Raw genomic sequence first — 11,724 nt, 5'->3', positions numbered from 1 at the left:
ATAATAATAGGAGAAGATTAAAGAGTCGGTCACATCTCAGTTTAAAGTTGTTTTATAGCAAAATGTTATATTTTAAAAAAAGGAATAAACCATATTCAGCACGTTAATAGCTTTCAAACTTATAGATGTACCGTTGGATGAGTATTGAAGAATTATTAATTTATCGATAAAGCATCCCGTAATAGGTTTGTTCAAAATATCTCCTCATATCTCAGTTAAACCTCTTAAGGCTTATGATAACGCACTATTTTTCTGTCTTAATGTAAAATAGGACGTTATCATAAGTATGCCTTCAACTATAAAGAGATTAATGAAACATACTAAAAATTGTAGAAAAAAATACCCCTATACTTGACCCTAAAAATAAAAAAATGTATAGCCTGCCATACTATATGCTTTATTGTCCTGATTTTGAAAACCAATTTCTTTAATAAGAAGTGGCAGAATAGACGAAATAGCAAAAGAGATTATCATGAATCTATTTTTTCATCACTCAACGAAAAATCCATCTTTCCAAGAAGGGTATAGCAGCTTCCATCCTTGTATTCTTTTTGCCTTTTGATTCGATGCCCCTCTTTCCCACGGTAGTTTTCGATCTATATAATTTGGATTTAGTGTATGTAACTGTTTGGCATAGTAAGATACCCAAGCATTTCCTTTTACTGGTGTATCATCGACAATATTATATATCCCTTCGTTCCAACCTATTGCTTGAACTGTTGCATTCACCGCATCTTTTACATGAATAAACGATATTACACCATCCGTTACATTCGTTTCACCCTTCATAATTTGCTTTGCAATTATGCCGTCTTTACCATACCAAGTTCCTGGTCCGTACAATGTACCATATCTTAAAATAACTGAATTCGGGATTTCTCGTACCGTATTTTCCAACGCGACAATGCCATCAATTGTAATTCTTCTTTTGTCAGTTGAATGAATATCTAAAGGATCTTCTTCTGTTGCAATCGTTTCGCCGGGTTCATATGCCCAGGCAATACTTTGCGCAATAACTCGTTTTACGTTCAGTTCCTTTACTGCATCAATGACATGACGTGTTCCAATTGTACGTACTTTGGCATTCTCCACTACACTTCCATTACTGAGTGCAGTTACTTGGTGTATCACGAAACCCGGCAGAAAGTCTTGAAATGCTGCTTGTACCTCTTCTTTTTCCAATACATTCCCCACGTAAGCTGTTGCCCCTAATGACTGTAACAATTGAACTTTTTCCTTACTTGTTGTCATCCCTCCAACTTCATATCCTTTTTCTATTAAAGCCGGTATAAGGTTTGTTCCAATCACACCTGTTGCTCCTGTTACAAAAATTTTCAAATTGATCCCTTCCCTCCGCTATACTTTAATCGACTTCATTGTAGAACGGACCAGTATTAGATACAATGACAATAAATATCATCTGTACCGGTAAAGGGGTATGTAAATGCTGAAATATCAACGAATTATGGCTGATTTAATTCAAGAAATGGAACGAGGTTTTTTAACCGAAGGATCCAAATTACCCTCTATACGAGAGTTGAAAAATCGGTACATTTGTAGTAGAGAAACAGTGTTAAAAGCGTTAAATGAATTAAAATATCAGCACCGGATTTTTTCAGTTCCTAAAAGCGGCTTTTATGTATTGTCTGCATCTAATCATCGAGCTGCTGAAAAAACGACAATGATTAATTTTGCTACTGCTACACCCTCAGAGTCAATGTTTCCCTATACAGATTTTCAACATTGTTTAAACCAAGCCATTGAGATTCAGTAAAGCGGGCTCTTTTCTTATGGTATGACAGTAAATGGACTGCCTTCATTAATTCATGAAGTTAAAAAGATGCTTGTACAGTACCAAGTTTTTTCAAAAGATGAAAAAATTGTGATTACAACAGGTACACAACAAGCGCTGTATATATTAACACAAATTCTTTTTCCAAATGAAGGGGATACAATTCTAATTGAACAACCAACATATCATCTTTTTAATCGATTAGTTGAAACAACAGGTGTAAAATGCATCGGTATTAAGCGGGATGCAAATGGGATTGATTTAAACCAGTTAGAAACCATTTTTGCAACTAATCATATTAAATTTTTCTACACGATTCCTCGATTTCATAATCCACTTGGAACTTCTTTTAGTAAAAAGGAGAAACTAGCCATTTTAGCTTTGGCAAAAAAATATAATGTTTATATTGTAGAGGATGATTATTTAGCAGATTTTGAACGAGATCAAAAGGTAGATCCTTTATTTGCATATGATTTATATGATCAGGTCATTTATTTAAAGAGTTTTTCCAAAATTATTTTCCCTGGATTACGAATTGGAGTAATCGTACTTCCTGACAATATTCTAAGCAATTTTTTAGCACTAAAACGAGTGATTGATTATGATACAAGTCTTATTACACAGGGAGCCTTGGAACTTTACTTAAAAAGTGGGATGTTTACTTCGCATAGTACGCTTCTTGCAAAAAGATATGCCAAAAAAGCTATGCTATTACATCAAGAATTTGAAAGACAGATAAAGGAGTGTTCAATTAGCATTGACTATAAACGACCAATTTCTCTTGATACAAAACTACATTTTACTTTGCCTCAAAATATCAATCTAATTGAATTGATTCAACGGTTGAATGCTGAGAATGTGCTGCTGAAGAGTATTAATGAAAATTATTTATCAAATTTTAATAAAGAAAATATTATTAAAATAGATGTAAGAAATACAAATAAATCCCTTATTCCAACTGGAATTCAAACTATATTTCAAATACTTGGTCAAATGGTTTAACAAGTGTGCTATTTAGGTTAGTACCCCAAGCACATCAAACTAAGATTAAGTAAAAAGCCGTTCAACTAGATTTTTTACTGTTTTCTAAAGAATTGATATGAACTATTTAAAAATCTGCATACCAAATAAACCCTATTTCTCTAGCTAACTGTTCCAATGGTTGTGGTGGCATTAGTTGTTGAAATTCTTGAGAAAACAATTGTAGTTCATCAGAAATTGATAAATTTATATCAAAAACACTATCCTTTTTGCATATTTCTACAAAAAGAATAGCGCTTTTTCCATAATTTAAAAAGTTATTTTAATGTCTTTTTTACAAACAAAATAAAAATTAACAGACTAACAAACCCAGATACAGCACAAACAATGAATAGCATTTGATATCCCATGAGCTGTGAAACAAATCCTAGAATCATCGAGCCTAAACCAATCCCTAAATCAAAAGCAGTAAAAAATGTAGCGTTCGCTACACCTCTTTTCTCTGGTGGAGCTAATCGTAAAGTTGCTACTTGAAGAGCCGGTTGTGCTGATCCAAATCCAATTCCGTACAAAATTGCTGTAATAACTAGTCCTACAAGCCCTTTTGTCATTGTTAGGACTAATAGCGCGACTATCAGTGTAATAAGCGCAGGGGCAATAATGACCCCTTCTCCATATTTATCAGAAATCTTCCCTGCAAGCGGTCTAATAACTGTAAGTGTGACAGCATAAACTAAGAAAAAAGTACCAGCATTAACTTGGATTTTTGCTGCGAAGAGGGGCAAAAATGTTGTAATGCCACCAAAAGTAATAGTTAGAAAAAATGTAACAATAGCTATTGGTAAGACTGTTTTTTCAAAAAATGATATTGGTTTTTTTGATGTATTTTGAACTGCTGGAATTTTTGTACCAAGTGCAAGTATGAATGCAATAATTGCTAATGCTGTGCATAGAAGAAATAGATAGTGAAATGAAAATGATTTTGCTACCCAAAGACCTAATATTGGTCCTAAAGCCATGCCTAAAGTCATTGCAAGTCCATACCATCCCATTCCTTCTCCACGACGAGATGGTGGAATCACATCAGTCACAGCCGTTCCTATCGAAGTTGTAGCAATTGCCCAGCTGATTCCATGGAGGATACGTAATACCACTAAAAATATAACTGCTGTTACCCAATCATAAAAATACATTGTAATTGCAAAAAATAGTAGTCCGCTTATTATAAATACTCGTCGACCATATCGATCCATTAATCCTCCAATAATAGGACGAAAAATTACTGCTGATATTGTAAACACTCCAATAATAAATCCAACTTGAGATTCACTTCCACCTAATTGTTTAATAAACATAGGTAGTGTTGGCATTAGTAAATAAAAACCACTAAATAGTAATAATGCTGTAATTGTCAGCATTATAAAGTTTTTTGTCCATAAACGTTCCATTGTAATGTAGTCCTGCTTTCTATCGTTTAATAAGCTAAGAATGGAAAGCTCGCATAAAGTGAAACTTCCATCAGTGGGGTTTTTTCATCCCCCACTGATGGTTAGTTGAACCAATCGGGCTTTTACGGGCTGTTATCCTCCACCTATCTTCTTCGGATTCCTCACAATCTTGAGGTGGAGGTCTTACTGCCCGTTAATGCAGGATCATTTGGGTCCTTACTGCCCAAAAGTAGCGAGATGAGCGAATAAAAAAGCAGTACCACCGCTTAAAAGTGTTGGTACTGCTATATGTGACAAGTGTTTTGTTAATTAGAACGTACTTGCTACTTTAACAGCTTTTTCAAGGCCATCGGCAATAATTTCTTCTGCTTGATCTGGGAATTGGTTGTGACCTTCAATCACTACTTTCTCTAAATCTTTTACACCGAAGAAGCCCAACATACTTGCTACATATTTAACGGCCATTTCTAATTCAGCTGCTGGTCCTTTAGAATATATACCGCCGCTTGCGTTTAATAATGCAATTTTCTTATCTTCTATAAGACCTACTGGACCTTCAGGTGTATATTTAAATGTTTTGCCCGCGCGGTTTAAGTAATCAATATATGTGTGTAGGACAGCTGGGATTGTTAAATTCCATAACGGGAAAGCAAATACAACTTTATCCGCTGCAAGGAATTGATCTAAATATTTATCAGCAACAGCTACTGCTTTTGCTTCCTTTGCTGTTAAATCAAGTCCTCTGCCAGCTTTAAATGTGCCGTTGATCATATCTACTCCTACATATGGCAATTCTTCATTGTATAAATCAAGCTCTACCACTGTATCATTTGGATGTGATTCTTTGTAGCTTGCTAAAAAAGCCTCATATAGTTTTACGCTAACCGCTTGGTCTGCTGGACGATTGTTTGCTTTTATAAATAAAACTGTTGTCATTCTCTTTTCCTCCTGTTGCTCACTCTTACGTTGTTATATATTTATCATCCCATTGTAGTTATAAAAATATAGTCAATTTGATTGACTATATTTCAGATAGTACAATAAAATTTAAATATAGTCAACTTAATTGACTTTATTCAAGGAGGCTGAATACATGAATGATCAGTTATTTAGTGAATTGGATCTTGCAGCACTTTTGGCATTATCCTTTAGTGCATTGATGAACTTCATGACAGATTGAGTGAGTTGGGATTTGAAGATATTAGACCTGCACATGGTTTTATGTTTAAACATATCATTCCTAATGGAGCAACAGGTGTAGAATTAGCTGAACACTTAGGAATTACAAAGCAAGCTGTAAGTAAAATGGTGGATTATCTTGAGAAAAGTGGTTATGTAATGCGCCAAACTCATTCCACTGATAAGAGAGAGAAAATTATTGTTTTGACCGAACGTGGTTGGTTAGTAATGAAAGCAAAAGAGGAGATACTAGCTGAGATAGAACGACGTTGGATTGACAACATAGGTGCCGAACGAATGCAAATGCTCAAAGAGGATTTAACAAAATTAGTTTATGAAGCAAATGAAGGTAAATTATTATCGAAGTTAAAACCTGTCTGGTAAATATAGAGTTTAAAAAAGGGACTAACCGGGCCGATTACGCCAATCCGTAAAAAAGAAGACAATATTCCGAACCAAAAAAGACGCTTCCCATGGGAGCGTCTTTATCACTCTAGAACAAATGTTCGTTTTGTGAGACATTTAAAATAAACGGGTCTATACTCGACCTTCATATTATTAGTTTAAACTATTCATAATTATAAGTCTATAATTTTTCAAAAAAATGCTTTATATTTTGTATACCCGGCCGGGGAACTTGCGTAGTGAAATAAGGGGGAATCTTATGCAAATACGTTTATGGGATAACAATTTGAAAGTCCGGTTAATTGGAGAAGGATTGTTTAACATGCTGTTTGGATGTACTTTCCGTTTATAACGGTATATTTTAGTGATGCATTAGGCAATCGTACTGCAGGCATATTGATGACAGTTCCTCCGATCTTCAGCATGATCGGTAGTTTGCTCGGTGGAGCGTTAACGGATAAGTTAGGACGGCGGCCAGTGATGCTGCTGGGTGCTTCGCTTCAGACAGTGATGTTTGTTATGTTTGCGGTGTCGCCGTCTCCTTGGATTGATTACATCGCCTTTATAGGTATTGGAATTGGGGGAGCCATCTACCGACCTGCAAGCTCCGCGATGGTGGCTGACCTTTTTCCGGCACAAAACCTTCGCGAGGTCTTCGCCACCTTTACGACGGCGAATAACATTGGTGCCGTGCTTGGGCCCGCACTAGGTGGGATTTTCTTTTTCCATTACCGGCAAGAGTTGTTATGGATCTGTGCATTGGTCTTGTTAGTGTATTTTATCGCCATTTATTTCATGGTTCATGAAACAATACCGCATTCGGCGAAAAGCGAGAAAGGTTCCATTATGATTACTCGTGTAATTAAGGAACAGTTGAAGGGATATGGGATTATTTTTCGCGATAAAGTGTTCCTCGTGTATATTTTGGCGGGTATCTGTTCCCTGATTCCGATTATGCAGCTGGACCTTTATTTGCCAGTATTCGTGATCGATCATGTACCTGCCCAGGCTCTGTTCACATGGAATGGTACTTTTCTGATGCTATCCAGTAAGGAAATTTTTGGGTGGCTGGTAGGATTTAACGGTCTTTTGTTTGTCCTGTTTATTTTTCCTGTCACGAAATAGTTCGGCAAAATGAAAGAGCGCAATGTCTTCATTCTCTCATCGCTGCTTTCCGGATTTGGCACATTCTTTGTTGGACTCAACACGAATATATGGTATTTGTTTTTCATTACCATCATTTTCACCTTTGGTGAGATGGTCCGCTCCCCGGTGACACAGAGCTTTATTAGCCGCTATGCCCCGGAGCATGCAAGAGGACAGTACATGGGAGCCGACAGCTTGCAGTACACGATCGGGAAATTTTTAGCGCCATTGATGGTGTTACTGTCCAGCTGGGTGCCGCCGATGGGAATATTCACTATCATTTTACTGTTTGCTATCATCAGTATCGGGTTATACATTCAGTTATTTAGAATGTATGTGGAGCAGCTGGCGGCAGCGGATTGATGAAATCTTAAGTGCGGCCGTATTCCTGATTCCCCCAAAAAACTCGGCGGTAGCTTGCGGTCCAGGATGAAAGGAGGCCATGCTATCGACCGAGTTATTTTTGTGATTAATAGCAAGTGGAGAAGATTCACCTTTTATCGCCATGTTGGTTTCACTGGTTGTGTTTTGGGTTAGGCTCTGCAGGGTGGAAATATATGATGATTGGGTTGTTCCTTACTGAAGCAGCTGCTGAATCTTCAACTCTTACACCCGAAAGACAACCATGGAGCAGAGCTTCACCACAGAAACTGTAAGGAAATTACCTTCTTACATGGTAGTTGAAAAGCATTGGTTCTACTAAAGTTGCTTTTGGTTCAAATATGTAAGTACATCATCTATCAGGAAATTATTTTCTAAAGTAGCTTCTTCGACCTCTAATATGTTTCTATCAATATAGTAGTCTACTTTTGAAAATGGATCACTTTCTACATATTCCTTAGCTTTATCATAAGTTGGGGCATTAACAATCATAAGAGCTGTTCCATTTACACAAGGACCGCAAAATGTCAAAACACCTGCTCCCTTCAGCTTCCTTAAGTATGCAACATGCTCCATGATTAGTTCTTTGGTCATTAACTCCCTTTGTTTATTTGTAAGATGGACTACGAATTTCTTCATAGAATTGCCCCCCTTTTATAGGTTTCTATTTATGCTTTGAACTGAATCCTTTATTTTTTCTAAATTTCCATTAAGTAAATGATCTAGTTGTTTATCAATTTCTTGAAGACTAAACAGTGCTTTATCTAAAATATCCTTTCCTTTTTGAGTTAGGTGAACTTCCATTGACCTCCTTTCTTTCCCAGGTAAACGATTAATAATTTCATCTCTTTCCATTCTTCCAAGTAGATTGCTTACAGTTGCTCGTTCTAGTTCTATTTTTTCGGCAATTAGAGATAAAGTTGAAGGTCCAAATTCTTTTATCACTTCCATAACATAGACGTAAGATGTGTTTAGGCCTAATGTTTCCAAGTGTTGTTCATACCGTTTTTGAACTTTCTTACGAGCCTGGCTTAATTGAAATGCTAAACAGTTGATTGTTATATTATTATCCCTCATAGTTAGTATACTAACAGTTAGTGCACTAACTGTAAATAAAAAATTTTTCCTTTCCTTTCCTTACCTTTCTTTAACTGCCCGTTACTTGAAGAAGAAAAAGGCGATCATTCTTATTGAATAATCGCACTCGCTAGCCATCCATGAGAGCAAAAAGCAGCACTTCCCCACAGAAAATGAAATTAGGGTTTATGTGTCCATACTAAAATGAGTATAGCTTGGAGCTGCAAAAAAGGAAAAATGGAAGTGCCAAGTTTGCTACGGCCATGTTTAGTTCTTTTACTGTCTAATTTTCATAGTTGTCAAAGAAAGGAATACTCCAAGACGGAGCCTTAGCATTAGATCTCAATAATATACAGTATCATGTAGGCTCAAATGGATAATTGTTCAACCGCCACTTCTTATTCGCTATTTCCTTTAAGCCTGCACGTATCATTCGAAAAACCATAATCCATGATAAGGCCATAAGAATGATTTGTCCGATTGGAAAAATACCTGGTAAAGGTGTGTCCCATAAAGCATGCATCAAAACGACAAGAATAAATATTCGAATAAATTTTGGCTTTAACAACATGTTCAGCTCAAATTTCTGGTTCCCTTGCACCACGCAAAAGGCGGCACCTGTTAAAGCCGCCCAAGCGACATGTCCGCCGGGAGCTAAAATACTGCGCAACAGGATGGTAGAATATAGGCTGGGGAAACTTCCGGATAGAAGGGCCCTTAGTGCATAACCAGCAGTTTCAAAAGCTGCAAAACCCGCCCCTACCGCAGCCCCCAACAGAAGTCCGTTGAGTACATACCGGTATTTTATGTTTCGCACGAAAAAGATAACGGTTATAACTTTGGCCAGTTCTTCAACAATTCCAATCGTTATTGGATTTATGTTATGTTTTAGAATATCATAAAACACCAGCGCCACTAACATCGAGAGTATTCCGCCGATAAATACCACATAAACGATTTTATAAATAGCAATATTTTGAGGAGCATTCATCTCCCAAAAGAATATCAACGTCGTAATAGGAACAGCAAAAGCACCAACGATGATAAGACCCGGTATAAAGTTTATATTTCTGAACAAGCTTACACCCACGTACAATCCTAAGAATGCAATAAGTGCAATAAGAAATATTCTCGCAAAAAGCCAAGGTTTCGGCCATGTTTCCTTAACTTCCTCAATTCTGGGTGTTGTTAGCGCAGTTCCTACGATGAAAAGCCGTTCAGCCTCAAGTTCACTATGCTTTCGGAACACTCGAGAGAATATATTTTGAAATTTAGGCACAACCGAACGTTCATGCCTCGGAACCATATCGACATAATTGGCAAACTCATAAAAGAGGCTGTTAGATTCTTGATGAGTGTTTTCTCCCCTAAAAAATGTAAAGCCGCAATTTATACAGAACCTTCCCCCATCCTGATTTACATAATCACATTCTGGGCATTTCATTTAGTATCCCCCTCTTTATGTACAAATCTTCCCAAAAAGAATGAAATAAAATTGTTTAACAATTTACCTTTTTACTTTCCCCTTTATACAATTGTTATATTATCTTTTTGGTTAAAAAAAAGACTAAATCATGTTCTATATGATTTGATTATAAAAAGATCATTAAAAAAGCTAATCGAACATTTTGATCGATTAGCTCTTAATATTTTTTTGATTCCCTCATTTTACTATCTTTTTATGTCGTACCAATTATCTTCTCTCCCACTTTTAAATGAAGCGGGATTATTTTGTTGGAGTAAAATTAATATTCATTGCTTTTGCCATTAATCCTGGAATATCAGTATTTTCATGTAAGCCTTTGAATAAGTCGGAACCTGGTCCAAATGCGTAAAGCGGGATATCTACTCCAGTATGTTGAGTGCTTGTCCATCCTACAAGCGCATGCTCAGAAATGACCTCATTAATGGCCATACTTGGTTTTTGAGCTGACTTAATTTTTTGAACCTCTGTGTCCGTTAAATCAATTGTTGTATATTGCTTAACTACATCTTTAATGTTGCTGCGAATTGTATCTAGTTTACTTGCCATAAAATCACCAGTTGCAGTAACGTTTCGCAGTACCTCTACTTTCGCGTCGTACTGACCATATCCTCCAACAGACATACCGCCAGTATCATGGTCTCCAGCAACTACAACCAGCGTATTTTTATCCTTCTTGGCAAAATTAATTACTTCATCTAATGCTTCCTCAAATGCTTCAGTGTCTTTCATTGCCCAAGCTGCATCGTGAGCGTGACCTGCCCAATCGATTTGGCTGCCTTCCACCATTAGGAAGAAACCGTCATTATCTTTTTTAAGAACGTCCAATGCAGCTTTCGTCATTTCTTTAAGGCTTGGCTGGTTTGTTGCATCGCGGTCCAATTCTGGTGCCATTCCATCTTCAGAAAATAATCCAATTAACTTTTTAGAATTATCTGCTTTTCCTAAATCATTTTTGTTAGAAATGTAGTCATAGCCCTGTTTTTTTGCTTGATTTAAAAGAGAGTCAGGAAAATATTTCTTGCCGCCGCCAAGAATAACGTCTACATCATTTTCGAGAAGCTGTGGCGCAATATCAGCCTCATTAGCACGAGAAGCTACATGGGATGCGAAAACAGCCGGAGTAGCATGGGTAATTGTTGAAGTCGCTACTAGACCAGACGATTTCCCTTCTTCCTCAGCCCTTTCAAGGATTGTTTTTAACTCTTTCCCTTTAGGGGAGGTGCTGATCATTCCGTTGTTCGTTTTTACACCAGTCGCAAATGCTGTTCCTGCCGCTGCTGAATCTGTCACTTCAGAATTAGCTGAATAGGATCGGTGCATACCAACAAGCATAGAATCCATAAGAGTCTCTTGACCTTTAAACCAACGATAACTTGTAGCGTATGAGGCTGAATAACCATCAGGAATCATAAAAATAACATTTTTAACTTTTCCATTATTTACATTTCCAGTTGCTTCAGCGGTATTGATTGGTATGTTTGTCCCAACCGCCATCCCTAATGCAATAGAAGAAATTGCTGCGATTGTTAATACATTCTTTTTAAGTATTCTCTTCATGCTTTTCGCCTCCAATTATATTGTTCAGAATAAATTATAATTGGTTATTATTAATTCCCTTTCACAGACTGGTAAATGTTAGGTAAATATTCATTAACTAAGAGTAATCACTTATATAAAAACCAATCAATTCGTTTTTCTAGTAATTTGCACCTATTTATTTTGCGAAAAAGTGAGTAATTACCTTATACACTTACTTAAAAATTGATCGTTAATGCCAAGGTATTATAAAATACCCAATAAGGTTTATTACGAACATTTACAATTCCTTT

The 11,724-nt window shown here is 36.6% G+C and carries 9 protein-coding genes and 2 pseudogenes; 4 read left to right on the top strand and 7 right to left on the bottom strand.

The window, feature by feature from the left end:
* Positions 1-489: 489 nt before the first annotated feature.
* Positions 490-1,338, bottom strand: a complete 849-nt coding sequence (locus tag V7150_RS20050) for an NAD-dependent epimerase/dehydratase family protein (protein WP_335521810.1) — start codon at positions 1,336-1,338, stop codon at positions 490-492.
* Positions 1,339-1,444: 106 nt separating this feature from the next.
* Between V7150_RS20050 and V7150_RS20045 the strand changes: the two genes are divergently transcribed.
* Together V7150_RS20045 and V7150_RS20040 are read left to right on the top strand one after the other, a co-directional pair.
* Positions 1,445-1,774: a GntR family transcriptional regulator gene (locus V7150_RS20045; protein WP_335521808.1), complete on the top strand. Its 330-nt coding sequence runs from the start codon at positions 1,445-1,447 to the stop codon at positions 1,772-1,774.
* Between the two features lie 21 nt (positions 1,775-1,795).
* A complete protein-coding gene (locus tag V7150_RS20040; protein WP_335521806.1) occupies positions 1,796-2,794 on the top strand; it encodes a PLP-dependent aminotransferase family protein in 999 nt (332 codons plus the stop codon).
* A 296-nt stretch (positions 2,795-3,090) separates the two neighbouring features.
* On the opposite strand, the gene V7150_RS20035 is transcribed toward V7150_RS20040, so the two are convergent.
* Positions 3,091-4,221: an MFS transporter gene (locus V7150_RS20035; RefSeq protein WP_335521804.1), complete on the bottom strand. Its 1,131-nt coding sequence runs from the start codon at positions 4,219-4,221 to the stop codon at positions 3,091-3,093.
* Positions 4,222-4,530: 309 nt separating this feature from the next.
* Positions 4,531-5,157 (bottom strand): FMN-dependent NADH-azoreductase, encoded by a 627-nt coding sequence (locus V7150_RS20030; RefSeq protein WP_335521803.1) that lies wholly within the window; start codon positions 5,155-5,157, stop codon positions 4,531-4,533.
* Positions 5,158-5,314: 157 nt separating this feature from the next.
* Here V7150_RS20030 and V7150_RS20025 point away from each other — a divergent pair.
* Both V7150_RS20025 and V7150_RS20020 read left to right on the top strand, forming a co-directional pair.
* A pseudogene (locus tag V7150_RS20025) lies at positions 5,315-5,784 on the top strand (MarR family winged helix-turn-helix transcriptional regulator).
* 280 nt (positions 5,785-6,064) lie between these two features.
* A pseudogene (locus V7150_RS20020) lies at positions 6,065-7,314 on the top strand (MDR family MFS transporter).
* Between the two features lie 336 nt (positions 7,315-7,650).
* Here the strand turns inward: V7150_RS20020 and V7150_RS20015 are convergent.
* The 4 genes from V7150_RS20015 to V7150_RS20000 form a co-directional block, all read right to left on the bottom strand.
* On the bottom strand, positions 7,651-7,971 hold the full coding sequence (locus V7150_RS20015; protein ID WP_335521801.1) for a YciI family protein: 321 nt from the start codon (positions 7,969-7,971) through the stop codon (positions 7,651-7,653).
* A 15-nt stretch (positions 7,972-7,986) separates the two neighbouring features.
* The gene (locus V7150_RS20010; RefSeq protein ID WP_335521799.1) at positions 7,987-8,409 is read right to left on the bottom strand and encodes a MarR family winged helix-turn-helix transcriptional regulator; all 423 of its coding nucleotides are present in this window, start codon (positions 8,407-8,409) and stop codon (positions 7,987-7,989) included.
* Positions 8,410-8,767: 358 nt separating this feature from the next.
* Positions 8,768-9,853, bottom strand: coding sequence for a PrsW family glutamic-type intramembrane protease (locus tag V7150_RS20005; RefSeq protein WP_335521797.1), 1,086 nt, complete (start codon positions 9,851-9,853; stop codon positions 8,768-8,770).
* 282 nt (positions 9,854-10,135) lie between these two features.
* Positions 10,136-11,452: an alkaline phosphatase gene (locus V7150_RS20000; RefSeq protein WP_335521794.1), complete on the bottom strand. Its 1,317-nt coding sequence runs from the start codon at positions 11,450-11,452 to the stop codon at positions 10,136-10,138.
* Positions 11,453-11,724: the final 272 nt, after the last annotated feature.

The sequence above is a fragment of the Neobacillus drentensis genome, assembly GCF_036965245.1.
GTDB lineage: Bacteria > Bacillota > Bacilli > Bacillales > Cytobacillaceae > Neobacillus > Neobacillus drentensis_G.
This window is presented reverse-complemented; position numbering and strand designations above follow the sequence as displayed.